At 58.4% G+C, this 22,812-nt stretch carries 19 protein-coding genes and 7 pseudogenes; 11 read left to right on the top strand and 15 right to left on the bottom strand.

The window, feature by feature from the left end; translation table 11 throughout:
• Positions 1-356 precede the first annotated feature (356 nt).
• The gene (locus RFM41_RS30875; protein WP_320230066.1) at positions 357-695 is read left to right on the top strand and encodes a carboxymuconolactone decarboxylase family protein; all 339 of its coding nucleotides are present in this window, start codon (positions 357-359) and stop codon (positions 693-695) included.
• Between the two features lie 332 nt (positions 696-1,027).
• Here the strand turns inward: RFM41_RS30875 and RFM41_RS30870 are convergent.
• The 6 genes and pseudogenes from RFM41_RS30870 to RFM41_RS30845 all read right to left on the bottom strand — a co-directional run bounded on the left by RFM41_RS30870 (position 1,028) and on the right by RFM41_RS30845 (position 7,311).
• Positions 1,028-1,806: pseudogene (locus RFM41_RS30870) on the bottom strand (amino acid ABC transporter ATP-binding protein).
• 11 nt (positions 1,807-1,817) lie between these two features.
• The gene (locus RFM41_RS30865; RefSeq protein WP_320253097.1) at positions 1,818-3,107 is read right to left on the bottom strand and encodes an amino acid ABC transporter permease; all 1,290 of its coding nucleotides are present in this window, start codon (positions 3,105-3,107) and stop codon (positions 1,818-1,820) included.
• A gap of 1 nt (position 3,108) precedes the next feature.
• Complete coding sequence (locus RFM41_RS30860) at positions 3,109-4,350, bottom strand: amino acid ABC transporter permease (RefSeq protein ID WP_320253098.1); 1,242 nt, start codon at positions 4,348-4,350, stop codon at positions 3,109-3,111.
• Positions 4,351-4,463: 113 nt separating this feature from the next.
• Positions 4,464-5,480, bottom strand: a pseudogene (locus tag RFM41_RS30855) (amino acid ABC transporter substrate-binding protein).
• A 108-nt stretch (positions 5,481-5,588) separates the two neighbouring features.
• On the bottom strand, positions 5,589-6,062 hold the full coding sequence (locus RFM41_RS30850; RefSeq protein WP_320253099.1) for a RidA family protein: 474 nt from the start codon (positions 6,060-6,062) through the stop codon (positions 5,589-5,591).
• Positions 6,063-6,072: 10 nt separating this feature from the next.
• Positions 6,073-7,311 (bottom strand): MalY/PatB family protein, encoded by a 1,239-nt coding sequence (locus RFM41_RS30845; RefSeq protein ID WP_320253100.1) that lies wholly within the window; start codon positions 7,309-7,311, stop codon positions 6,073-6,075.
• Between the two features lie 116 nt (positions 7,312-7,427).
• Between RFM41_RS30845 and RFM41_RS30840 the strand changes: the two genes are divergently transcribed.
• Positions 7,428-8,315 carry a LysR family transcriptional regulator gene (locus RFM41_RS30840; RefSeq protein WP_320253101.1) on the top strand — a complete coding sequence of 296 codons (888 nt, stop codon included), beginning with the start codon at positions 7,428-7,430 and terminating at the stop codon, positions 8,313-8,315.
• Positions 8,316-8,402: 87 nt separating this feature from the next.
• On the opposite strand, the pseudogene RFM41_RS30835 reads toward RFM41_RS30840, so the two are convergent.
• The 5 genes and pseudogenes from RFM41_RS30835 to RFM41_RS30810 form a co-directional block, all read right to left on the bottom strand.
• A pseudogene (locus RFM41_RS30835) lies at positions 8,403-9,084 on the bottom strand (cupin domain-containing protein).
• 125 nt (positions 9,085-9,209) lie between these two features.
• Entirely contained in the window at positions 9,210-9,515 is a 306-nt protein-coding gene (locus RFM41_RS30830) for a zinc-binding dehydrogenase (protein ID WP_320253102.1), read from the bottom strand.
• Positions 9,516-9,700: 185 nt separating this feature from the next.
• Positions 9,701-10,498 carry a glycoside hydrolase family 12 protein gene (locus RFM41_RS30825; RefSeq protein WP_320253103.1) on the bottom strand — a complete coding sequence of 266 codons (798 nt, stop codon included), beginning with the start codon at positions 10,496-10,498 and terminating at the stop codon, positions 9,701-9,703.
• Positions 10,499-10,957: 459 nt separating this feature from the next.
• On the bottom strand, positions 10,958-11,251 hold the full coding sequence (locus RFM41_RS30815; protein ID WP_320253114.1) for a hypothetical protein: 294 nt from the start codon (positions 11,249-11,251) through the stop codon (positions 10,958-10,960).
• A 398-nt stretch (positions 11,252-11,649) separates the two neighbouring features.
• Positions 11,650-12,111, bottom strand: coding sequence for an iron-sulfur cluster assembly scaffold protein (locus RFM41_RS30810; RefSeq protein WP_320253104.1), 462 nt, complete (start codon positions 12,109-12,111; stop codon positions 11,650-11,652).
• A gap of 1,296 nt (positions 12,112-13,407) precedes the next feature.
• Between RFM41_RS30810 and ectB the strand changes: the two genes are divergently transcribed.
• The 4 genes and pseudogenes from ectB (at position 13,408) to RFM41_RS30785 (ending at position 17,686) form a co-directional block, all read left to right on the top strand.
• Entirely contained in the window at positions 13,408-14,667 is a 1,260-nt protein-coding gene (gene ectB, locus RFM41_RS30800) for a diaminobutyrate--2-oxoglutarate transaminase (RefSeq protein ID WP_320253105.1), read from the top strand.
• Positions 14,657-15,499 (top strand): 2OG-Fe(II)-dependent halogenase WelO5 family protein, encoded by an 843-nt coding sequence (locus RFM41_RS30795; RefSeq protein WP_320253106.1) that lies wholly within the window; start codon positions 14,657-14,659, stop codon positions 15,497-15,499. The genes ectB and RFM41_RS30795 overlap by 11 nt, the downstream gene beginning before the upstream one ends.
• An 18-nt stretch (positions 15,500-15,517) precedes the next feature.
• A complete protein-coding gene (locus RFM41_RS30790; RefSeq protein ID WP_320253107.1) occupies positions 15,518-16,390 on the top strand; it encodes a GNAT family N-acetyltransferase in 873 nt (290 codons plus the stop codon).
• Positions 16,391-16,753: 363 nt separating this feature from the next.
• Positions 16,754-17,686, top strand: a pseudogene (locus RFM41_RS30785) (tyrosine-type recombinase/integrase).
• A 133-nt stretch (positions 17,687-17,819) separates the two neighbouring features.
• Here RFM41_RS30785 and RFM41_RS34260 read toward each other — a convergent pair.
• On the bottom strand, positions 17,820-18,170 hold the full coding sequence (locus RFM41_RS34260; RefSeq protein WP_430691584.1) for a site-specific integrase: 351 nt from the start codon (positions 18,168-18,170) through the stop codon (positions 17,820-17,822).
• A 98-nt stretch (positions 18,171-18,268) separates the two neighbouring features.
• Here RFM41_RS34260 and RFM41_RS34255 point away from each other — a divergent pair.
• Both RFM41_RS34255 and RFM41_RS34250 read left to right on the top strand, forming a co-directional pair.
• Positions 18,269-18,364: pseudogene (locus RFM41_RS34255) on the top strand (transposase); the annotation flags it as partial.
• 121 nt (positions 18,365-18,485) lie between these two features.
• The gene (locus tag RFM41_RS34250) at positions 18,486-18,623 is read left to right on the top strand and encodes a hypothetical protein (RefSeq protein ID WP_430691585.1); all 138 of its coding nucleotides are present in this window, start codon (positions 18,486-18,488) and stop codon (positions 18,621-18,623) included.
• A gap of 305 nt (positions 18,624-18,928) precedes the next feature.
• Here RFM41_RS34250 and RFM41_RS30775 read toward each other — a convergent pair.
• Positions 18,929-19,313 (bottom strand): annotated as a pseudogene (locus RFM41_RS30775) (transposase); the annotation flags it as partial.
• Between the two features lie 360 nt (positions 19,314-19,673).
• On the opposite strand from RFM41_RS30775, the gene RFM41_RS30770 reads away from it, so the two are divergent.
• A complete protein-coding gene (locus tag RFM41_RS30770) occupies positions 19,674-20,477 on the top strand; it encodes a helix-turn-helix transcriptional regulator (RefSeq protein ID WP_320253108.1) in 804 nt (267 codons plus the stop codon).
• Between the two features lie 36 nt (positions 20,478-20,513).
• On the opposite strand, the gene RFM41_RS30765 is transcribed toward RFM41_RS30770, so the two are convergent.
• Together RFM41_RS30765 and RFM41_RS34245 are read right to left on the bottom strand one after the other, a co-directional pair.
• The gene (locus RFM41_RS30765; protein WP_320253109.1) at positions 20,514-20,888 is read right to left on the bottom strand and encodes a hypothetical protein; all 375 of its coding nucleotides are present in this window, start codon (positions 20,886-20,888) and stop codon (positions 20,514-20,516) included.
• Between the two features lie 34 nt (positions 20,889-20,922).
• Positions 20,923-21,150 (bottom strand): annotated as a pseudogene (locus tag RFM41_RS34245) (helix-turn-helix domain-containing protein); the annotation flags it as partial.
• Between RFM41_RS34245 and RFM41_RS30760 the strand changes: the two are divergent.
• Entirely contained in the window at positions 21,085-21,327 is a 243-nt protein-coding gene (locus tag RFM41_RS30760) for a hypothetical protein (protein WP_320253110.1), read from the top strand. The pseudogene RFM41_RS34245 and the gene RFM41_RS30760 sit on opposite strands and share 66 nt — an antisense overlap.
• Before the next feature lie 468 nt (positions 21,328-21,795).
• Positions 21,796-22,677 (top strand): class I SAM-dependent methyltransferase, encoded by an 882-nt coding sequence (locus tag RFM41_RS30755; protein ID WP_320319330.1) that lies wholly within the window; start codon positions 21,796-21,798, stop codon positions 22,675-22,677.
• Positions 22,678-22,812 lie beyond the last annotated feature (135 nt).

Genomic DNA, 22,812 nt, shown 5'->3' with positions numbered 1-22,812 from the left:
GGTGATCATGCGGCGTCGTTAAGAAGAGATATCACGGCCGCGTTATGATCTTAAGCGGCAATATTTCATGGGTACGTGAGCAATATTCATAATGGTTGCGCATTACCCTCATGATGGCGCGCATCGCTCTCGACATGGCGGGCGCACCGCCAAGATGCGCAGCACTCGTACAGGAGGCGAGCAAGCGCACATGTGAAGGTGCGCTATTGAATGATGCCTTCTCATGAATCCGTGAAAACATACCATTTCTGCCCACGAAGCTTCACGGATATGCCTACACCGCTGCGGGCGGTATCTGCACGTTTTGCTTGGAAATTGCCTGGTCGCGCGGTCCCGATTTCATGGACAAGTTTCGAATGCTCGAGTGGGCAAAATACCGGAAGCAACTGTCGTCGCGGGTGAATGAGCTGGGGGGCCTATCCCCTGCGACCCTTGACGGTGTTCGAACTCTCGGCGGCGCGGGCCAGAAGACCGGCCGCCTGGATGCCAGGACCCGCGAGTTGATAGCTCTTGCAGTCGCGGTCACGACGCGTTGCGACGGCTGTATCGCCAGCCACACGGCCGAAGCTGCAAAAGCTGGCGCAACGCGGGAGGAAATCGCTGAAGCGCTTGGTGTTGCCATCGCTTTGAACGCGGGAGCAGCCTTGGTCTATTCCTCGCGTGTCCTTGACGCCTTCGACACTGTTAACGGCTGATAGCCTCAGCTTGAAAACAGGCGGGGAAGGACGCAGACTGTCCTTTCCCGCCTTTGTATGCGCGAGTTCACCCGAAGTCCTAGTCACCGACGTGCGCACGTTTCGCGATCTTCGGAACGCACGAGATCCAGGAGGTCTTCTTCCTCTTGTGGAGAAGGCCGGTCGTCTCTCTGCCGCGAACCCTCGGTCGCCGCCTCGCTCCTCGTATTGCGACAACTAAAGCCTCTGCAATGCCGGCCAGAATAGATCTCCGAGCTACGTTGAGATCGCCGCTTATGCCCGAGGTCTCAGTAAAGTGTGGTGCCGGCGCGCCAGGGCGCTGACGCTGTTGCTCAGTGGCCTAGGATCTGCCCGAGGAAGGCGCGCGTTCGTTCCGACTGCGGCGCGCTGAAGAATGTCTTCGGTTCGTTCTGCTCCACGATCTGGCCCTGATCCATGAAGATCACCCGATCCGCCACCGCTTGGGCAAAACCCATTTCGTGGGTGACGCAGAGCATCGTCATGCCCTCTTCGGCGAGCGTAATCATCGTATCGAGCACTTCCTTGATCATCTCCGGATCGAGAGCCGAAGTCGGTTCATCGAACAGCATTATGCGTGGCTTCATGCACAGAGACCGGGCGATCGCCACGCGCTGCTGCTGACCGCCCGAGAGCTGACCCGGATACTTATGCGCCTGATCCGGTATCCTGACCTTCTCGAGGAAATGCATGGCGATCTCTCGGGCTTGCCTTTCTGGCACCTTGCGGACCCAGATCAGGGCGAGGGTGCAGTTCTCGAGGATAGTCAGGTGTGGAAAGAGATTGAAGTGCTGGAACACCATCCCGACTTCGCGGCGGACTTCCTCGATCTTCTTCAGGTCGCTGGTCAATTCGATCCCATCGACGACGATCTTGCCTGACTGATGTTCCTCGAGCCTGTTGATGCAGCGGATCATGGTCGATTTGCCGGAGCCGGACGGCCCCAAATGACGATCCGCTCTCCACGGCGCACGGTGAGATCGATGTCTCGCAAGGCATGAAAATCACCGTACCACTTGTTCATGGATGTGATCTCGACAGCCGTTTCTGAAAGGCCGCTTTCGCGCAAAAGGGCGCGTAGGGTCTTGGTCATACGCATTTCTCCTAACGATGGTCGGTCTTCAGCCGGCGCTCGAGATACATCGAATAGCGCGACATGCCGAGGCAGAAGATAAAGAACACAGCTGCGATGAAGATGAAGAGTTCCCAATAGATCCCTTGCCACTCCGTATTGGCGCGGATGGCCGCGGCAAGAGCGATTGGGTCGAGAAGACCGATGAACATGACAAGTGTCGTGTCCTTGAAGAGACCGATAAAAGTATTGACGATGCCCGGAATTGAGATCTTGAGAGCCTGCGACAGGATGATGAGACGCTGGGCCTTCCAATAATCCAGGCCCAGAGCTTCCGCGGCCTCATACTGGCCGCGTGGCAGGCCCGCCAAGCCGCCGCGGATGACCTCGGCCATGTAGGCGCTCGCAAAGAGCGTCACCATGATCACGACGCGCAGGACGAGATCGAAGTTGGTGCCGGGCGGCAGGAAGTAGTTCAAGAGCAGCGATGCGGTGAACAGCAGCGTGATCAGCGGCACGCCACGAATGAATTCGATGAACACGACGCTGAGCATCTGGATGAGCGGCAGACTGGAGCGACGGCCAAGCGCGAGCAGGATCCCGAGCGGCAATGACATTGCGATTCCCGTCACGCCGATGATGATCGACAGCAGAAACCCGCCGATCTCGCGCGAGGGGACTGCCTCGAGGGCGATCGGAAAGACGCTATTTGCGCCAGACGAAAAAGGCTGGGCGGCATAAATCCACCAAAGCGCCGCGCCGAGGCTAGCGATACTCACCCCAAGCCCTCGACTGATGCGTGCTGTCGACGCGAACAGAGCGGCCGCGACGGCGAAGCCGATATAGGCGGCAATGGGAAACCACGGGCTTCCGCCCCAGATCAGCCAACACGCAATGCCCGGGTAGGCTGCGCTGAACCAGAGCGCGTGAGACGGCAGGAAACGGAACAGACCCGGCGCAAGTGCAGCGAACAGCAGCGCGAAGGCGAGAACCGGCCGCCAATAAAGCTGCGCAGGATAGAAGCCGAACAGAAGTTGCGGCCAGCGGTCGCGGATGACGGCCCAGCACGCGCCTGGCGCTCCGTTGAGGAGTTGTCGACATTCGGTGAGTGAGTTGGCTTTCCAGATGGAATTGCCTAGCCAAGGGGCGACGGCCATTGCGAGCCATCCGAGCGCGGTCATCGACGCCACGGTGAGAAGTGTGCTCAGCCAGCCATCGAAAAGATTCTTCCTTATCCATTTCAGCGGACCATTTTGGCCTGTAGGCCTTGCCGAAGGGAGAACCAGCTCCTGGCGCACCCAGGAAACGCTGTGCAGGTTCATCTTAGCGCTCCTGCAGTCTGACGCGGCTGTTGTAGACGTTCATGAAGCCCGAGATTACCAGGCTGATGCTGACGTAGATCAGCATCATCAAAAGCATCGCCTCCAGTTCTCGACCGGTCTGGTTGATGGTGATGCCGCCGAGCGTCGAGCGTAGATCCATGTAGCCGACCGCCAGGCCCAACGACGTGTTCTTGGTGATGTCGAGGAATTGCGAAATGAGCGGAGGCACAATGATCCGCAAGGCCTGCGGCAGGATCACCAGCCGCATCGTATGACGTGGAGAAAGCCCAAGCGCATGAGCGGCTTCCGTCTGCCCACGGGAAATCGCAAGAATTCCGGAGCGAACGTTCTCGGCGATGAAGGCGCCGCTATAGACACTAAGCCCGATCCAGAGCGCAATAAAGGAATTGCGCAGCAACAGGCCGCCGGTGAAGTTCAGGCCCTTCAGGGCGGGATACTCAAGATGGAAGCCGAGCGCGTAGAGCAAAGCAATCATAGGCAGCGCGAAAATGCAAAAGCTCTTCCACCAAGTCGCCGGACGTTGCCCACTCACGGCTTGAACCCGTTGAGCGTGTCTGACCAGGCGCCGATAAGCGAAAAGCGAAAGGGCGAGAGTGCCGAGGATCGCCGTGTAATTCAGGTCAAGCTCGCCGAATGCGCCCAGGCTGCGGGAAAAATCGGGAACTGGCAGGTAGATGCCGCGGTTCGTGACAGCGACACTGCCCCACAGGACCATGGAGGCCGTCGGATGCTCGCCGCGGAACGCACTGGGCGTCGGCATGGCCTCCGACATGATTGCGGCGACAACAACGATCCAAAGCAGGGCCGGCACGTTGCGGAAGCTCTCCACATAGACGGTCATCAAACGAGCGACGATCCAGTTGTTGGAAAGCCTCAGCACGCCTGCCAAAACACCAAGGACCGTTGCCGTCACGCAGGCCATCGCGGCAACAATCAGTGTGTTGAGTAACCCGACCAGAGCGGCATGGGCGTGGGTGCTCGTGCTCGAATACGCGATGGCGTGCGGCGAGATGTCATAGCCTGCCGTGTTCCAGAGGAATCCAAACGAGAAGTTCTTTCCAAGCGCAGCCAGATTGTGAATCGTGTTGTCGACCAGCCAGGCAGCCGCAAGGACGAGCAGGATGAACGCGATGACCTGAATCGTTCGGGCTCTATAGCGGGTGTCATTGAAGAGCATGCTCAGGTGAAAAGGCTCGCGGAAAGCCTCGCGTTTCATGGCCATGAGTGATCTCCCTAAAGGTTCGCTGCGATACTTCCTTCGGCAGGTTAAGTGCGCGGGGGAGCCAATGAGCGCAGGAAAGTTAAAGGCGCGGGCAAGCCCGCGCCTTTAACGTTTCAACGGAACGGCAGCGGATACATCAGGCCGCCCTGCGTCCACAGAGCGTTCTGTCCGCGGGCCAATCCGATCGGCGTCTTGTCGCCAACGTTCCTGGCGAAGATTTCCCCGTAGTTGCCAACGGACGCAATCGCCCTTTTAGCCCAGGCAGGATCCAGCCCCAGCATTTCGCCAAGCTTGTCCTCTTTACCCAGCAGGCGATTGACTTCCGGGTTGTCCGTGCCCGCGGAAAGCTTCTCCACGTTCTCGGATGTTATGCCGAGCTCCTCAGCCGCCAGAAGCGCATTCAAGGTCCAGCGCGCCACGTCCGCCCATTGATCGTCGCCCTGGCGGACAAGCGGACCCAACGGCTCCTTCGAGATGACTTCCGGAAGAATGACATGGTCCTGTGGGTCCTTGAAGCTCGAGCGGGTTGACGCAAGATCGGACCCGTCGCTCGTAATCACATCACAAGCGCCGGCAAGATATTTCTGCTGGACGTCCCCGTTGTTCTCGACGGGAACCGGGTCGTATTTCATGTTGTTCTTGCGGAAATATTCCGCAAGGTTCAGCTCGGTGGTGGTCCCGGTCTGAATTCAAACGGTGGCGCCGTTCAGATCCTTTGCGCTCTTCGCACCGAGGGATTTCGGCACCATGAACGCCTGGCCGTCATAGTAGTTCACGCCCGCGAAAGTGAACTTCAGGTCCACATCGCGCGAAAACGTCCAGGTCGTCGTGCGGGACAAAATGTCGATCTCGCCGGAGGCAAGCGCCGTGAAACGCGTTTGCCCCGTCGTGGGCACGAAGGTGACGGCGTTGGGATCTTTCAGGACCGCAGCCGCGACTGCCCGGCAGTAATCCACGTCCATGCCGTGCCATGCTCCAGACGCGTCCGGAGCGGAGAAGCCGGCCTGGCCGCCGGTCACACCGCAATTCAGCTTACCACGCGCTTGAACGTCGGCCATCGTGCCGGCCGAAGCGATACCGGCCGTCAGCGTTGCCGCTGCAAGGGTGGCAAGAGCGATCGTCATTTTCATTTTCATTCTCCCGGTTTGTGATCCGGCAGCGCTGGCTTTTTTGCCGAATTGTCCGCCACTTGGATCGGTTGAGTTCCCACTTGTTCGGCCTTGTCGGACCGAAGACGCTCATTGTTCTGGAGTGATCTCGATGATGGCTTCGATTTCGACGGGCGCGTTCATCGGAAGCGCCGCCACACCGACGGCGGAGCGGGCGTGCCTACCCTTCTCGCCAAAGACAGCGACGAGAAGATCAGACGCGCCGTTGGCGACGAGATGTTGTTCCGTGAAATCGGCGGCCGAGGCGACGAAGACTGTGATCTTGACGATCCTGGCGATCCTCTCGAGGCCGCCCAGACAGGCCTTTGCTTGGGCGAGGATGTTCATCGCACAATGTTTTGCGGCGAGTGCTCCGACCGCCACGTCAATATCCCTGCCAAGCAGACCCGCCGCAATCAACTTGCCGTCGGCGAGCGGCAACTGGCCCGACGTTAAGATGATGCTTCCGGCTTGCGCCACCGGGAGGTAATTCGCTACGGAGTTGGCCGCTGCCGGCAATTCGATCCCGAGTTCATCCAGGCGCTTTTCAATTGTCTGACACATTGCCGCGCCCTCAAAGCGCTGCGACGGCGGCGGTGATACGCCCGATCGCCTCGTCGACGACCGCGCGCGGGCAGCCGAGATTGACGCGCATGAACCCGTGTCCCTCGATCCCGAACTTCTGGCCCTTGTCGAGCCAGACGCGCGCCTTGGTCAGCATGAATCTGTTCAGGGCTTCGGCGTCCATCCCTAGGCCGCGGCAATCCATCCACGCCAGGTAGAGGGAATCGGTCGGAAGGACCTTCAGGCGCGGATCCGCTTCGTTGATCGCCTTGGCGAAATGCGCGTGATTGGCCCGCAAATAGGCGAGCATCTCTTCCAACCATGGCTCGCCATGGGCATAGGCGGCTTCGGCGGCAACCATCCCCAACACGTTGACCAGCTCGAAGACGTTGCGCTCGTATTGGCGGTGCAGTTCCTGACGCAATCTCTTGTTCGGGACGAAGACATTGGCGCTCTGCAAGCCGGGCAGGTTGAATGTCTTGCTCGGCGCCGTGCAGGTGATGCTGTTTTGGGCGAATTCTTCGCCGAGTGAGGCGAACGGGATGTGCTTCTTGGCCGGATCGAGAATGAGATCCTCGTGGATCTCATCGGAAATGACCAGAACACCGTTGCGGGCGCAGATTTCGCCCATGGACCGCAGTTCACTTTCGGACCAGACGTTTCCGGTCGGATTGTGTGGATGGCTCAGGATAAAGATCTTCGTGTTGGCGCGGATGGCAGCCTCGAAAGTCCTCTCGTTGAAGCGGTACCCATCGCCGGTGAATTCGAGCGGCGCGTAGGCCAGGTGACGCCCGTTCAACAGGACATCGTTATGGAAATGTGCGTAGACCGGCGGCTGGATCAAAATGGTGTCCCCCGGCGCTGAGAAAGCCTGCACCGCGGTCTTCAGCGTGGTGATTATGCCGGAGGTCTGCAGGATCCATTCTTTGGCGACGTCCCAGCCGAACCGTCGCTGCTGCCAGCCGACGACAGCGTCAACGTAGGAGGCGGTCGCGCCGCCTGGATAGCCGAAGACGCCATGGTCGACCGCCTCGTGGAGCGCATCGATGACGGCTTGTGGCGCCTTGAAGTCGGTGTCGGCGACCCACATCGGCAAAGGATCTGCCACAGCTTCGTCCGGCGCGAGAAGTTTGCTGGCAAAGGCCCATTTCATGGAGTTGCTGTTCTTGCGGTCGACAACTTCGTCGAAAATCGACGCCGCCCGCGCATGCTCCGGGCGGAGATGTTGGGCAAATGCCAGCTTCGTCACAGCAGTTCCTTCCTCGATCTTGACCGCCCGTTGCAGGGCTGATTGACGGAAGGTTAATGGCATTGCATTATGAGCGGAAATGGTATGATTTCATTTACTCATGAGAGTATATCATAATGATTGATCGGCAGCACCTTGCGATCCTCCGAGAAGTAAGCCGTCGGGGCAGCGTGACCGCGGCAGCGGAAAAGCTGAACGTCACCCAGTCGGCCTTGAGCCACACAATCGCCAAGTTCGAGGAACGGCACGGCATCAAGATCTGGATGAAGACCGGACGGGGCCTGCGGTTGACGCAGGCGGGCGAGTACCTGCTGAGCGTTGCCGAGCGCGTCTTGCCGCAGATGGAGCACGCGCAGCGCGTCCTGATGGACTTCGCGCTGGGCAGGAGGGGCGCGCTTCGCGTCGGCATGGAATGCCATCCCTGCCAGCGATGGCTGACGAGAATTGCAACTCCGTATCTGACGCAATGGCCCGACGTCGACTTCGACGTGCGAACTGCCTTCCGCTTCGACGGCGTCGAAGCGCTTCTTGGTTATGAGATCGATCTGCTGATAACGCCGGACCCGGTGGAGACGCCGGAGTTACTGTTCACCTCCGTGTTCGATTACGAGCTGGTGCTGATGGTGCACGAGGCGCATCCACTCGCGGGCCGAACACGCGTGCAGCCGCAAGACCTTTTGGACGAAGAGTTGATTACGGTGCCCGTCACGCTGGAGCGCCTGGACATCTACACCCGCTTCCTTGTCCCGGCGAACTGCAGACCCCGTCAGCATCGCACTGCCGAAACCATCGACCTGATGCTGCAACTGGTATGCGCGGGCAGGGGCGTGACGGTTCTTCCCGATTGGCTCCTGCAGGAGGATGCGTCCGGACTGCCGATACGCGCACTGCGCCTGGGAGACAGCGGCATCCGGAAGAGCATCAACCTGGGCGTGCGGCGCGGCGAGGAGACGACCTCCTATATCGACGGCTTCCTGAAGCTTGCTCGGGAAATGGGACGCTAATCCCTTGCCGGCGATTTGCTCAAATTCAGTTCCGGAATGCAGTCGTAACCTCTACCTTCCGGCGCATGAACATCCTCGCCGCAGGGATCAACCTGGGATCGGCAACACGTCGGCGTGCTGAAGGGGAGCGTCCTTGATCCAGATCTGCGCGCCCTTCGGCCCCGCTGTCGCTTCAAGCGGCTTGCCCGCAGGCAAGCGACCCCAACCTTGCGGTTCCAGGTTCTCGCCTCCGACGGCGAGGCTGCCGGACAGGACAAGGAACTCGAGACCTCGGTGATTTTCGACCTTTATGGCGGAGCCGGGCCGCCAGACTTCAGTTGAGACTCGCTCCTCACCGTCGTCGAACAGGACACGCGCTTCTTTGGCGCCCTCGCGTAGCGCTGCTGCTTCACCCTCGCCGGGCCGGCGGACGATCTGCATGTCGTCGCCCTTCCGGAACTGCCAAAGACGCACGAAGATCGTGCATCCTTCTTTCGATGCAGGCACATGCGAGGTGCCTGGCGGGTTGCGGAAATAGCTTCCCGCCGGATAGTCACCATGCTCGTCCTGGAAGGTTCCCTCAAGGACGAGAATTTCTTCGCCGCCGGCATGGACATGGCGCGGAAAGGCCACTGCCGGGAGCGTAGCGAACGATCGAAGTCGCCCTCGCGACTTCGCCGCCAACGCGATAGAGCATGCGGCGCTCGACGCCCGCGGCTGGACTTTGTACCCAGTCGAGCCTGGCAGCGTGCACGATTACCGGTTTCGTCAGGTCATCATTGATGCGCATTGGGTTGGTCTCCCATCGTCAGGACTATCCGAGATTTCGCGTCGACGGACCTCATTTTCTTGGACCGCTTCCGCGGCTCGCTCCAGCGGCATGGTTTGATCATCGGTCGCACTCCCGTCCAGCGTCTACTCGTTTTCGAACGGTGACCCCGTAATCGAGCCGATAATGCCACGTTGGGCCCCCACCAGATATCCCGTCGAGACAGGGAGCGGATCCTTGCTGACGCCGAGCACCACCAGGCGACCCGCCGGCGCAAGCGCAGGCATTAGCGCGGCGATGGCCGCTGAATTGCCGATCGTCGTAAGGATAGCTTTCGCGCCGCCCATGCCGTTCAGCGCGTTGGCCGCGTTTTCCTCGTTGGCGTCAGTGTAGCAATGGGCGCCGAGGTTTCTCGCATCCGCGGCGATGTCCTCGCCGCGCCCGACCGCCATCACGCGGAGCCCTATCTATAATAGCTGAAGGCGTTGACGGCGGCGATCGACATCGGTCGCGGCGATCCATGATGCCAGGCAGTCATAGCCTTCGATCAGGACGTCCTTTTGCGATCGTACCGGCGATGGGACGGCCGACATACTTGGCGACATCCCTTTCGGGTGATCCGCAGCCCGTATATGTGTCACGTCGAAGTCACGGAGCAGTTCTTGAAGTTGAAGTTCGCTCCACCGGGAGACCCGGTAATCTCGACACCGTATTGAACGCTGCCGACATTTATGTCGCCAAAGCAACCTTTAGATTTGAGCCAATCCAGGACACCCTTGATGTCCACCGTCCCGCTGTCGGTCTTCGAAGTGCGAACTAGCGAGATTACCCTGTGGCCATTGGAGCCTTCAAACACGTTCCAATTCGCACCGCCTACATTGACATTGGGGTAGATTGGAATCGCCGCACCGGAAGGGTCATATTGACTTGAGATAGGCTTGACATTGCCGCTGCCGTCTGGATTTCCGGTGTGGTTTGTCCAGAGCATTATCTCATTTTGATGTGAGCTGTCCCAGATGTCGTAGGCGGTGTCCCAGGCGCCGCCAGAAGGAACATCCTGATTGAAGCTCCCAGTCAGAGTTTTAATCGAACTGAGCGGTTTCCCGACATTGAAAGCCTGGTGGGGATAGCTCTTGATACCTCCAGTATTAGGCTGGTTCGACCAAACGCTCCACTGGTTGTCTGCATAGACCGAAATTGTCTGAGGCCCAGCGCCCTTTCCCCCCCAGATATCATTGTTCCAGGAATAGCCGCCATGTGAAAAGTCCTCGAATGGCGCGCTCGACCTCCAGATCGGAGCGTTTGCCGAGACAAGTGCGACAGTCGATGACCTGGCTTGGTTCAAAGCTTGCCTAAAGAGATCATCATCGTGTCTGTCGACGTACCCCGGCGGGGAGGGCAGCGATCCGGTGCCGTTTATCCGGGTGGAATCCATGAGCTCTCCTTCTGTTACGGGAACAACGATCTCTTACCGATCCGTCTGGCGAGTACCTGGGTCCGTCACCCTTTGAGGCATCCGCATCTGGAGACCTAGTTCGAATGCTAGGCAGCTTAACTTTCGAGAAGCTGACGAGTCTTCTGCCGAACCGGTCCGCCGTCAGCATTTGGCTCCGTGGTATGCTATGCTCATCAGAAGAACGGCACGACGCGGTCGTTCAACAGCTTGCCCGCTGCGATCGGCGCTTTGCGGTCAGCTTGGCGGGATCCGTTCAGCTAATCCGCGGCATGCGCTGGAACCTGGCCGCCAAGCCCAGCCGGCGCGATCTCGAGGAGATGATGGCCGAGCGCGGCATTGCGGTCGATCAACCATCCATCGCTCAAGCCATGGTTGCTCTGAGAGGTGCGAACAGTGGGATGAAAGATTTCCACCACATGTGGATACCCAGCCACTCATTCAGCTTTGATGATTACAAGCTGGCGCTTGCAGTCGCAGCAACTCGCGCGGCGTAAGACACAGATTTATGAAAGCCTGCCCGATACCCACCACCTTTTCCGCCGACGAACAAAGGCAGCGGCAACGGCGCGTTATCGAGAAGTCGCGGATAAGCGCGGCGATCTCGCAGGCGCTATTGGTGCTCGTATCCCGACAGGTGTTTAGCTCGGCGGCAAAGCCGATCATCTCGCGCAGCAGATCGGCATCCGGGGTCTTCTCCACGAGAGTGCGCAGGTTCATCATGTCGTCGGTCATCGGTAATCCTTCCGAAATGGGTTGGCGCCGACAACCAAACCCTACCGGAAAGCGCCGATGACCACCGGCAAGCCGCTCCCTCGCCTGTATGGGGCGATGATTGTCAAGCCTACGGTTGCTTCATTTCCTCTATCTCCTTGTTCGGCCGATTGGCGACCATCTCCTCGTCCCGACATTGCTTAAGCGGCCTTCGAGTGAGCAAGGGAAACATCTCTGCGGGCTTATGCGACGCGGCAAAAGGTGGGAAATGTCTCACCGCACGTTTTGCAGCTCGTTCCACCGTAGTGGCCCGATGCCGAAAACCCAGACGCTCGAACTCCACGCGGAATCAGGTTTCAGCGGGTGGAGGTTGCGGAGAAGGGTCGCCTGTAACCACGAGAGAGCCACTATAAAGTCGCTCATGGCGACGACGCCTTGACGAGGACGAGGCGCGAGAATTCTGGAGTCTCCTCGAAAGCCTGCCTCACAGCACGGAAGAACTCGCTCATCAGCCGCAAGCCGCGCTCCAGGATGAGGCGGTCGAGCGATGAGTATGTCGTGTGCGGCGGCAGGGCATGGAGAAAATTCGCCATGTCCTGATCGGTGATCTGAAGGGCTTCATCGATGGTCTTGCCGACCATGAATTCGGTAAATGTCGAGGATGCGGTTATGGCCGAGCCGCGGCCGAAGGTCTGGAATGTTACGGCGGTGATCGTCTGCGTCTTGCGATCGAAACCCATCGTCAATTTAAGCCCATCGCCGCAGGCGACGGCGCCGACCTCGCCGGCCGCATTTGGGGTGTCCAAAACGCCGACATCGCTCGGGTTGATGAAATAGACCTTGTCGCTGAAGTGGTAGACGTTGTCGGTGTCATACCGCATGGCCCCGATCCTTGTCATGGTGGCGGCTAGCCGAAGGACCTACCGCAGGCGCATTTGTCCCGCGCATTGGATTGTCGAAGATAAAGCCGGAGGACTCCAGGTCCGTGACGAACTCAACTGTCATGCCGACGAGATGGGCTGAGAGCTTGCGTCGACCAACACCTTTGATCCCGTCCGTCTCCATGACGGCGTCCCCTCGCGCGAGACGCTTTCCAGACCCTTTAGGTATTTGAGGCCGGCGCAGCCCGCCTCGACCGTGATGCGAAAGCCTTCCGGCGGTTCGTCGGCGCGGCCTTGACGGCGGCGACGGCGTTCTCAGTGAGTGTGATCATGGGACTTATTATCTTTGATGTGGTCGCAAGGCACGCCGCACAAAGCGTGCCAGAGAAGAAAATTGGATGTTTAGCGGATTGGCACCCTGTCTGACATCCAACAATTGTCGGATGTCGGACAGAGTGAAACCTGGCGCACAAAAAGCGACATCAGCCAGTCTCGCCGCCAGAGCCAGCGTTTTCGATCATATGAATGTGGACCGGGTGCGAACTCTTGGTCGTGCTGCGCTCCAAAAGCCGCGCCGTCGTCACCACACGGTGCGATGGCGAACACCGGGGGTCGACAACCGCTTCGATGGCGCCTTGTCGAAGCAGGCGCCGTCTGTCAGCTCTTGGGTTCCAAACACACTAGTGTGCTCGGACCGTGGCCTTCAGTGCGGCCGTCACCTCACGAGGGCCGACTCAGGCATTGTAAATGCCACGAAACCCGGAAAGTGGGCCAACGCGCCGTCCAAGGAACAGCGCAATCACCGCACACGGCATGGCCACGATTAGATGCCGCGGTCAGTTCCAGTTCAGTCGCGAATCGCGGTGTGGCTAGTCCGCGTTGCAAAACGAAATTCGAGCGAGCACCGGTCTTGCCGTCACATCGAAGGAGAGAAATCACTATCTGTCACAGCCACTCGTCGGCAAGTCCCGTCGCAGCCGACGTAGAGAAATACCAAAGCATCGTGGTTGCAGTCATGCCGGAAAACCGGTGCGATTGTGCCGGTTGCCTCCGCCAACAACGCAACCGACAGGGTGGCCGCAAAGGCGAGTACTGACTGTCACGCTATCGATACCAAAGTGCTGCAACAGATTCGTCAAACAAATTTACAGAGTCTTTGCGAATGCAAGTCGCTGACAATGATACGTTAGCTTCAGTCCGAGATTGGCCGTGGCTAGTTGTCTGACTCAATGATTTGGAATGCGTGAACATAGAACCTGCAGCGTTGATCGCAAGCCGCGTACAGAGAGGCCGTTAATGGACATCGACGTTTTCGAAGCTTACGAGTCTAACGTTCGTCGCTATGGACGATCGTTTCCAACAATTTTTACTAAGTCTCTGGGAGCGACCATATGGGACGAGGCCGGAAAACATTTTATTGATTTCCTTGTCGGGTCCGGGGCGCTAAATTACGGCCATAACAATCCAGATATTATGGCGCCGGCAATTAAATACCTTGTCGATAAAAAGATAGCTTTGTCGCTTGATATGTATACATCCGCGAAGCGTCATTTCATCGAAGTGTTTGTCGAGTCGATCCTGAAGCCCCGGGGCCTTTCTTTTAAGATACAGTTTCCTGGGCCGACCGGGACAAGCGCTAACGAAGCGGCGTTGGCGCTGGCGCGAAAATATACCGGCCGCTCGAGCGTCATGGCCTTCACAAATTCGTTCCATGGCATGTCGCTCGGCTCCTTAGCGGTGTCGGGTTCAGCGGCAACCAGACAGCTTGGCGGCGTTGCTCGCCACGATGTGATCCGTGTCCCTTATGAGAACTATCCCAACCAAACTTTCGATTCCGCGAGTTACATTGATCACGTATTGGGCGACCCCGGCAGCGGGATAGAAAAGCCGGCCGCAATCATCCTGGAGCCCATCCAGGCAGAAGGCGGCATGAACACCGCATCCGCACCTTGGCTCTCAGAAATTCAGCGCATTTGCCGTAAGCACGACGTTGTTTTCATCGTGGATGACATTCAGGCAGGTTCGGGACGAACGGGCGATTTCTTCTCGTTCGAGTTCGCGAAAATCGAGCCCGACATCGTGACCCTTTCGAAATCGCTCAGCGGGTCAGGTAGTCCGTTGTCCATAGTTCTAATTCGCCCCGACTTGGACATATGGAAACCGGGAGAACATAGCGGGACTTTTAGAGGCAATAATCTCGCCTTCGTGACTTCCGCGGCCATGTGCACAATGTGGGCCGACAGGGTCTTTACTACAGCCGTCGAGCGGACGGCCGTCAAACTTCAAGAACACCTTGATCGCCTCGTTGCGAAATTCCCGAAGTGCATCGAACAAAAGCGCGGCCGTGGTCTGATGGCCGGCCTCAAGTGCCGGTCACAGGCCGTCGTTAGTCGTGTGCACGATGTCGCGTTCGAAAACGGCCTGCTGATCGAATCCTCGGGGCCAAATCGCGACGTCATCAAAGTCCTTCCGCCGATAACCATCTCAGATGACGAACTCGATCACGGCATTGCCATCCTCGATCACGCACTACAGGAGAAAACCGATGGCGACTAACCAAGTAGCTCAAACGCCGGCCATCTCGCCTCTTACAGTCAAAGAACGAACCGGCTCGATCAGCACTGCGGAGATCATCTCGGTCCTGAAGGGTGAGATCACGGCTCTGCATATCAGCCAAGCTTTCAGCACCGAAGTAGCCGAGGAGATCACCACGAAGTTTTTTGGCAGTCCCGCTCTCAACGAGCGTAAAGATGGCGTCCCCGGACAATATGTGGGCGCATCCCACTACAGGAAGGATGCGGAATCCTATTTCGAGGAGGCGGAAAATGCACGGCCGCACGTTGACGCCCTTTTTGGCAATTTAGTCGACCCTGTCCGAGCACTATTCGAAGCGTTGAAGCGCGAGCTTCACAAACAGGGCATCGAATTGCGGCTGGCCCGTTCGGAAGGCGGTCAGGCCAATGTTTGTCGCGCTCTCAGTTGGACCGGAAGCGGCACATTTTCCTTGGACCCCCACGACGATGTCGCTCAAGTGTTACGTGCCGGGAAAGATTACGAGCTTTCTGCGGTGGCGGACAACATCGTCGCAGCACTCAACTTTTATCCCAGCATGCCTGAGGCAGGTGGAAACTTGAGGCTATGGAGTCACAAGCCGACAGTCGCAGATCGAAGGTCGCAGGGTGTGGAGACCACGGGATATCCCTACTCCGCAGCTTATCTCGAGGCCGTGCCTAGCCGCGAAATCCAGCTCAAGGCCGGGGATATCGCGCTACTTGACGGCGGTTTCGTTCATGGGGTTACCGGTCAATCAGGCAACGGAAAGCGTCGCGTGCTGCTGAATTGCTTTTTCGGATTTGCGCGGCCAGATCTTGTTCTCTGGTGGACCTGAAGTTGGGCGCCGCTGCGAATGACCGGCTTCCACCGGCAGTTGGAACGTCAATTATCCTTCGTAACCTGCTCGATGCGCCGCAGCGTGGCGCCGAGAACCTCCAAGACGCGCGGCATTCTCAGTGCCACCAGGCTGCTCCTAGTCGTGTCCACGGTGGTAGGCGAAGCTTGTCCGCAATGCAGCGACGCTGACGAAGCGAGCACTGATCTCGATCCAAATGTACGGCCGATCCACAAACGAATAAGAAAGCGTCATGAGGAAAAGACCCTTGCTCAAGCTCTCCCCCGATTTCGCGCGCGATGCTTGCGAAGCGTTGATCGACGGGATTTTCCAATGAGCGTCACTTTAAGGCGGGCCGCCGCCGCCGACATCCCGTTCATCATGCGCACCGAGCGGTTGGAAGGATACGAATCGCTGGTCGGTCGCTGGGAGGAAGCTCGGCATATGGCGGCTCTCGCTGATTCGCGTTATGCCTACTTTGTCGGCGAGGCTGACGGAATACTGTTCGGTTTCGCCATCCTGTGCGGCTGGGCTTCGCCCGAGCAAGTGACACTTGTAGAGCGCGTCGCTGTCGCCGAGCCCGGCAGGGGACTAGGCACGGCAATGATGCGCGTCGTAGTAGATGAGGCGTTTGCAGGGACCGACGTCCACAGGCTCTGGATTTGCTGCTTCCCCGACAATCTCAGAGCGCGGCGCAGCTACGAGGCCATTGGCTTTGTTGCCGAAGGCGTGGCGCGCAGCAGCGCCTTCTTCCGCGACGAGCATCGCGACGAGCTGGTGCTCTCGCTACTGAGGCCGGAGTGGGATGCACAGGCGCGCAGACCTCTGAAAGCGCCTCGCGCTAGCCCGGAAAATTCATGGCAGGTTGGCGGACGAGGAGCAAGCCGTTGAAATGACGTAGGATCTGGTTGAAGCGAGCTCGTCCTCGGTCCCATCGAGTCGGTCGAAACCGCGGCCATCTATCTTAAGGCCGACATGAAGCTCAAGGAACAAGCTTTGGCGAAGACCGAGGCTACCGACAGCCGGGCGGGCCGCTATAAGCCTGATGACCATCTCCTTGCCTTTTTGAAGAGCCTCTGATTATGCCGACCCAACAACCAGAAATAACCCGCAAGATCCCGAGCGGCTGCTGCCTTTTTTGTCCATCTATCTCGGTCATGTCCACGTGGCCGATACCCAATGGTAGCTCAGCGCTTCACCCGAGTTGATGAAAGAAGCAATGCGCCGCCTTGAGCGCCGCTGGGAGGATCGGACATGACCAAGCTTGCCAGCCTGGCGCCTCTTTTGGAGCGCTTTTTCACCCAGCGTCTGATGCAACAGCGGCAGGCAACGATCAGTTCCTATCGCGATACGCTTCGGCAGTTGCTGAAGTTCGCCGAACGAACATTGCATAAGCCGCCGTCTCGCCTGAACTTCGAGGAGGTCGACGCGCCGTTGATCGTTGCCTTCCTTGATGACCTGGAGAACCATTAGGGTATCAGCGTCCGCAGCCGCAACCTGCGCCTCGCAGCAATTCATTCCTTCTTTCGCTACGCGGCCTTCGAGGCACCCGCGCATTCCGCCCAAATCCAACGCGTGCTTGCAGTCCCCAGCAAGCGCTTCACTCGAACCCTGGTTGCTTTCCTGACCCGCCCGGAGGTCGATGCCTTGCTGGCCGCACCGGATCGATCGACCTGGTCTGGGCGACGTGATCACGCATTCCTGCTGGTCGCGGTGCACACCGGATTGCGGCTATCGGAGATAACCGGTCTCAAGCGGGACGATCTGTTCTTCGGCACGGGCGCCCACCTGCGCGTCATTGGCAAAGGGCGCAAGGAACGCTGCACCTCGTTCGCCAAGTCTACGACCGCAGTCTTGAGAACAGAAAGAGCCTCAGCGCGGCGAAGAGGGGTCCTGTTTCCCAGCGCCAGAGGTGAGCGGTTGAGCGTTCATGGCGTTCAGTATATGCTGAACAAACACCGCCAGACCGCTTCTGCCATGTGCCCGTCTCTGAATGGAAAGCGCGTCACTGTTCATCGTCTGAGGCTCACGATGGCCATGGACCTCCTGCAGGCTGGCGTCGATCGCGCCGTCATCGCCCTATGGCTCGGCCATGAATCGGTCGAGACCTCGCAGATCTGTCTCGAGGCGACGTGGGCGATGAAGGAGACGGCATTGGCAAAGACGCTCCCATATTCCGGTAAGTGATCCCGCTTCCGGCCAGACGACAACCTGCTGGAGTTCCTGAACAGCCTGTAGATCGCGTTGACTATGTCGGGTGACCCGGGTGTCTCTGCCGAAAATCTCCTTGTTCCTCAGACATTTGCCATTGCGGTCAAAGCTACCCGACATAGTCGGGCGGGGTAAATAGTGGCGGATGGTGTGCGGCGATATGGGACGGCGCGTGAGCTGCGGGTGACGCTCGGCGGCTGTCGAGACCGCGATTCCGAGACGCTGGGTAACGTTCGAGCGCGCCATGCGCTCGCCGCCGCGGTTCGGGAACAAGAAACGGTCTGCGCCCGGGTCGGCCAACCGGCGTCGCCAGTTGCGGAGGAGTTGGGCCGTGCCAGAGCGGCACGCTCCGCTCCTTGCGCCCCTTGCCGTGTAGATGCGCGACTGCCGAACCATCGATGATCACGTCGCCGACGCGCAGCCCGATGGCTTCGGATACCCGCGCGCCGGTGTTATACATCAGGCTGAACAGCGCTCGATCTCACTGGCCGGCCCAGGTTTGAGCATCGGGCGCTTCGAGGATCGCCTGCATCTCGTCACGCGCCTGGCGTCGGGCCGATCACCGCGCTCGCCTTCCGCGCCACCATCGACCGGCCGGAGCGGTTCGGCACCTCGCGGGCGGTTGGCGCGCATCTGGGGCTGACGCCGGCCCGAGACCGATATCCAGGGCAAGGTCAGCCGCTGCGGCGACGAACTCGCGCGCACCGCCCTCTACGAGGCAGCGCATTCGCTGCTCGTGCGCTCGAAGAAATGGTCGAGCCTCAGGGCATGGGGCATGAAAATTGCCAAGCGCCGCAGCATGGCGCGGGCGCGTGTGGCGGTGGCCCGCAAACTGGCAATTATCCTGCACCGCATGTGGGCCGACGCAACCGAGTTCCGCTTTGGAAAGGAGAATACCGCGCTGGCGGTGTGATCCAAAACAGATCAAAGGAGCGAGCAAACACGAACAAGCTTTCGCCCCAACAGGGCGATGCCCGGATCGTTCCGTGGGGACGATGGGCGAGGTGATCTCGTTAAGAGTCCCCGAACCTGCCGAACCAAGTTCGCAAGGTCGTGAATCAGATTGAGACGCCTCGCTCTCATGACCCCATCATGCGGCGGCCCAGCGCCAACCGCGAAGAGAAGCGAGTGACTCGCGGAGCCGTCCGAGAAAAAAGTGCAGGAGCGCCTTGACCTCAACGACCCCAATCAGAGAGGACTCTTATGTTAGACGGAATCCACTAGCTCCCGCACCCCAGGCAGGTTCTCCAGCCGGCACATCGTCGATTGGGAGGCCAGATCCGGACCCGATGGCAGCGCATCCTGGGCCATCTTGAAGACCGGATCGTAGCGCAGCCGGTTGGTGTCATTGCCATCCTCGTAGCCGGCGGCGATCATCTTCATACGAAAGCCGATCATGTCGGCCAAGCTGTGGACGATCTGGTCCGAACAGCGCGAATCGTCGATGCAGCGCGCCAGACGCTCGGCAACACGCAGCCGCTTTTCCACCTCGGCCAGAGCGAGAACCACTGTTGGACGACAGCATGCCGCCGTCGAAACGGGCGACGACGGACTTGCCGCCGACTGATGACAAACCGCTCACCGGCAGCGTAAGATCAATCATGGCGGGTATTGTCTCCGGGAAACGGTTCGGATCGGCCTAGGAAACAAATCCTACGTCATTTCGACTGGCTTGCTCCACATCCGCCAACCTGCCATGAAATTTCCGGGCTAGGAAATCGCGCAACGACTATCGGTACGCTTCTGAAAGACTTTTACTATATGAAACTTTCAGAAGCGGTCGTGTCACATTAGTTCACCCAAAAATAACGCTGGTTGCTGCGGCGATGTGATAGATTTTTGGCGATGCCGGCCATCCGATATGCCGGCCTTCCGACACGACGCCCAGAGCCGCAGCCTTTTAGCCGCCAGCTTTGTATGCCCAGAGACAGCATACGGCGCAAATGGCTGCGGAGCAGAGACTATGGAACGCCCGCCGATGACTTCAGTCCCTCAATTCGACGGCTGGCAGGTCCCAACGGTAGCCGGTCAGGCATTTGCCGTCCAGTTGGGCCGATTTCTCGACCAGACCAATGGCGTTGCTCAATCTCAGCGGTTGTTCGACCTTTTATCTGCCTTTGCTCTGAATTTTGACTGCCCGTGGATCGCCTATGGCTCTTTTACACCGGACCAAAGATTTTGCGGGCCGGTTCGACGCAGCCCGGCGGTCATGCTGAATTATCCTGATGACTGGCAGGAGCGATATTTCGAAATGGGTTTTGACAGAATAGACCCCATCATCAAGACGAGTCGAAGGAGCGCAGATGCCTTTCGATGGAGCGAAGTGTACAACGACGCGAGCACGACTCGAGACGAGCGGCGCGTTTTCGACGAAGCTGCGACGTTCGGCCTAAGGTCGGGCATTAGCGTACCATTGCACGGTCCCGATGGCAGCTTTGCAGTCATCAGCTTCGCTCAATCCCGGCACCACGAAATGGAAAATAGAACAATCGCCTACTTGCAACTGGCCGCGCTACATTTCCATCTGAGCTTCTCTAAGCTTGCGCACTACAGTGGTATCGAAGATGGAGCTAACCTTTCGCAAAGAGAAAAGGAGTGTATTTTATGGACGGCGCGAGGAAAATCGTCGTGGGAAATAGGAAAAATACTAGGGATATCCGTCAACACCGTCAATTTTCATATAAAGAACGTAATGCGAAAGTTGAATACCGCTAGCAGAACGGTCGCCGCTGTGAAGGCCGTAAGATTCGGACTTATCGAATCGTAAAGCGCGGGCATTCAAATGTCTGGGTATTCCTTTTCCTCAGGGACATTCCACATCTAGGATTTGGGCTGCCACTCCTAGTTCGCGCGCGAAGGTCAGGTGGACGCCAGCTACGGGCGGCAAGTCCGGCGCCGTCGTTGCGATGGCTTGGATTCCCGGCTTCTCATCGTAGGAGACGATCGCCACCGACTTGCCCGGTTTGTTCGACTTGGCGGCGGTCTTTTTCAGGATCTGGATCTCGCGATAGACACACAAGACCTGCGCCATCTTCTGCTCGAACGCGGCGTCGCGACGTTCCAGGTAGTAGCGCACCTTGTGCGGCTTGATTTCCTCTTGGCCGAGTATCTTGCACACCGTGCCCTGCACCAGCCTGGCGAGACATTCGTGCCCGGCCGCCGGTCCATGCTCGCGCATGGCGTGCCAAAAGCCGCGTCGTCCACAACTCGTGCGGATAGCCGTGCTCTTTGGCCTTGTCGCACGCCAAAGATACCAGCCAAGCCTTGGCCTCCGGCGTGATCGTCGGCTCCTTTCCCGGATGCGGTCGGTCATCGAGTGCCGTCAGCGGCCGCCCATAGGCCAGCGCTCGCTCCACCCAGCGCTCGACTGTTTGATGATGGACGCCAAGGCTCCGCCCGACCGCGAAGAACGATGGATTGTCACGGTAGGCGAGCAGCATCCGTGCCCGTTCAACCCGCCGTGCCGCTCGCTTCGCGAGCGCAAAAGCGCCGTCAGAGTTCCAATCTCCTCATCGCTCATCGCCAGCTCAATCGCTCGCCGCCTTCTTGCCATTTCGCTGCTCCTCGTTCAGTTCACCGCCAACGAGGAATCCGCGAGCAACCCACCAGTTCCATGAGGGGCCAGACTCGCGCCTTTACGAGCACATGCCAGTTTCATGGAATCGATCGTCTACGCAGCGCTCGAGACAAGGCAACGGGTGGGGTGCAGGATGGGACCGAGCGCCTCATGCAGACCGTGCTTAGGGAATAGGCTTACGCACGCGCGTATCAAACTTCGGACCGTCAAGCTCAAGCCCTTCCGGTCTGGACACGCATGTACAAACTGGCAGAGTCCCCATGGCCAGCTCAAGCTCAAAGCCGCCGATCAGTCTCCTCGCTGAAAACGCGGAACGGACAGCGCGCGCCAACAATCGACATGCGCTCCGCTACGGCGGACCGATGAAACAAGTCGGATACCTCGAAGGCCGGTATGCGCCGCACAGCCCGGACCAAAATCCGCGAAATCCATGTTGGCGAGCTTCGAGAGTGGCGCCTCGCGAGGCCCCGCGCCGGCCCGATAAACAATCTCGAACACACCAAGGTCGATGACTGTTACAAAAACATTTAACAACGGTATAGAAAAATATACAAATATCGCCTTTCAATATTATATGCCGCGTGCAACAATCTGTGCGATCCATCATACTGTAGAAGGGAAATCAAAAATGGATGACAAAATTGATAATTCTATTTCACCATCAGAGCTTGAGTCGTACTTCGGAGAAGATTATATATATTTTGGAGACGTCGTCAACCTGCCGGAAAGCAGTGATCGGCAAGCAGAAGTAATTTGTGACCTTCTTTCCATTGGGCAAGATAGCCCCGTTATTGAACTTGGATGCGGTTATGGGCGGATTTCCAACCGGTTGGCGGAAAAAGGAGCGCAAGTAACCGGGCTTGATATCTCGCCGATCTTGCTAAAAAAAGCCGAAGCGGACGCGGCTGAGCGCGGATTAAATGTTGAGTATGTTTTGGGCGACATGCGTTCACTTCCCTGGCGAGATCGCTTCGACGCGGCTTTTCTGTGGTATACGACGTTTGGCTATTTCGATGACGCGGACAATGAGACAGTTCTTCGTGAAGCCGCTTCCTGCCTTCGAACGGGCGGGCGTCTGCTAATCGATCACCCTAATCGCATCGATTTCCTGAGCCACAAGTCGCCTATCTGTTACGTTGCGCAGCGCCACAATGATGTAAGAATCGATATATTTAGCAATGACGTGCTACGCGATCGCTCGAACCTCGAAAGGATTATAGTCCGCGATGGATGCGTTAGACGAACGCACCTTTCTTTCAGACAGTATGGGTTTTCTGAATATGTTCGCATGTTGCGAGGCGCGGGGTTCCAGACTGTTGAAGCTTATGGGCAGGAAGGCGAAGCGTTTACTTCCGATAGCTCGCGCCTCGTGGTTGTCGCATACAAATAATACAATGGCCCTATCGAGATCTAGCAGGCTGTTGAAGAAATCCACTTGCGGGCGATGAAGTCAGCTTCGTCGCCGTTGTGGAAGCAGATTTGGCCGGTGATGGAGCCGTCTTGCTGGATTTCGGCCCAGCCATCA

It is taken from the genome of Mesorhizobium vachelliae, assembly GCF_033977325.1.
GTDB classification, from domain to species: domain Bacteria; phylum Pseudomonadota; class Alphaproteobacteria; order Rhizobiales; family Rhizobiaceae; genus Mesorhizobium; species Mesorhizobium vachelliae.
This window is presented reverse-complemented; position numbering and strand designations above follow the sequence as displayed.

Bases quoted from the DNA above. Each gene is read 5' to 3' on its own strand.
- RFM41_RS30875 (WP_320230066.1), top strand. From the start codon at position 357: ATGCTCGAGTGGGCAAAATACCGGAAGCAACTGTCGTCGCGGGTGAAT.
- RFM41_RS30865 (WP_320253097.1), bottom strand. From the start codon at position 3,107: ATGAACCTGCACAGCGTTTCCTGGGTGCGCCAGGAGCTGGTTCTCCCT.
- RFM41_RS30860 (WP_320253098.1), bottom strand. From the start codon at position 4,350: ATGGCCATGAAACGCGAGGCTTTCCGCGAGCCTTTTCACCTGAGCATG.
- RFM41_RS30850 (WP_320253099.1), bottom strand. From the start codon at position 6,062: ATGTGTCAGACAATTGAAAAGCGCCTGGATGAACTCGGGATCGAATTG.
- RFM41_RS30840 (WP_320253101.1), top strand. From the start codon at position 7,428: ATGATTGATCGGCAGCACCTTGCGATCCTCCGAGAAGTAAGCCGTCGG.
- RFM41_RS30830 (WP_320253102.1), bottom strand. From the start codon at position 9,515: ATGGCGGTCGGGCGCGGCGAGGACATCGCCGCGGATGCGAGAAACCTC.
- RFM41_RS30825 (WP_320253103.1), bottom strand. From the start codon at position 10,498: ATGGATTCCACCCGGATAAACGGCACCGGATCGCTGCCCTCCCCGCCG.
- RFM41_RS30815 (WP_320253114.1), bottom strand. From the start codon at position 11,251: ATGACCGACGACATGATGAACCTGCGCACTCTCGTGGAGAAGACCCCG.
- RFM41_RS30810 (WP_320253104.1), bottom strand. From the start codon at position 12,111: ATGCGGTATGACACCGACAACGTCTACCACTTCAGCGACAAGGTCTAT.
- ectB (WP_320253105.1), top strand. From the start codon at position 13,408: ATGGACATCGACGTTTTCGAAGCTTACGAGTCTAACGTTCGTCGCTAT.
- RFM41_RS30795 (WP_320253106.1), top strand. From the start codon at position 14,657: ATGGCGACTAACCAAGTAGCTCAAACGCCGGCCATCTCGCCTCTTACA.
- RFM41_RS30790 (WP_320253107.1), top strand. From the start codon at position 15,518: ATGACCGGCTTCCACCGGCAGTTGGAACGTCAATTATCCTTCGTAACC.
- RFM41_RS34260 (WP_430691584.1), bottom strand. From the start codon at position 18,170: ATGTATAACACCGGCGCGCGGGTATCCGAAGCCATCGGGCTGCGCGTC.
- RFM41_RS34250 (WP_430691585.1), top strand. From the start codon at position 18,486: ATGAAAATTGCCAAGCGCCGCAGCATGGCGCGGGCGCGTGTGGCGGTG.
- RFM41_RS30770 (WP_320253108.1), top strand. From the start codon at position 19,674: ATGGAACGCCCGCCGATGACTTCAGTCCCTCAATTCGACGGCTGGCAG.
- RFM41_RS30765 (WP_320253109.1), bottom strand. From the start codon at position 20,888: ATGCGCGAGCATGGACCGGCGGCCGGGCACGAATGTCTCGCCAGGCTG.
- RFM41_RS30760 (WP_320253110.1), top strand. From the start codon at position 21,085: ATGATGGACGCCAAGGCTCCGCCCGACCGCGAAGAACGATGGATTGTC.
- RFM41_RS30755 (WP_320319330.1), top strand. From the start codon at position 21,796: ATGACTGTTACAAAAACATTTAACAACGGTATAGAAAAATATACAAAT.